Annotated in this window: 1 pseudogene; it reads right to left on the bottom strand. The window is 41.7% G+C overall.

Features of this window, described 5'->3' with window-relative positions:
• A pseudogene (locus N482_RS23685) lies at positions 1–471 on the bottom strand (transposase domain-containing protein); the annotation flags it as partial.
• Between the last annotated feature and the right edge of the window lie 6 nt (positions 472–477).

Here is a 477-nt window from a genome sequence, read left to right as displayed (position 1 = left end):
CTAATAGTGTCACTGAGTTATCTGGCAGTTGCTCCATGAAACTCTTGGCTAACGGGATTTCGCCTTTGCGATAAGGACTAATAGCGCCATCAACGATAACATGAGAGCCTACATTCATGAGTGTGACTAATCGAAGCACTTGAAAGGTGGGTTGTCTATTTGTGCTTGTATTACCACTGCCAAAATGCGCTCTTAATTCATCATTGCCATATGTTCTGAATAGAGCACCCTCAACAGCGAATACTTGTAGTCCATTCCAGCTATCTTGCGAGTAACGCTCTCATCCCCATTTATGGCTACATAGCTTAAAAAGCAATAATATTGCATTTTTACCAAGTCTGTTGCGCGCTTCAGTTAAAGCACTTTTGGCTAGCAATTTTTATCTGCTAAGCCTTCGGCACAAATATTTAATCGCCTTGCCACTTCAGCAATAGGTTCATTGCGAAAGAATGCCATACTAACCACTAACCACTAACC

Origin of the sequence: Pseudoalteromonas luteoviolacea NCIMB 1942 (assembly GCF_001625595.1) — a bacterium.
Taxonomy (GTDB): Bacteria; Pseudomonadota; Gammaproteobacteria; order Enterobacterales; family Alteromonadaceae; genus Pseudoalteromonas; species Pseudoalteromonas luteoviolacea_A.
This window is presented reverse-complemented; position numbering and strand designations above follow the sequence as displayed.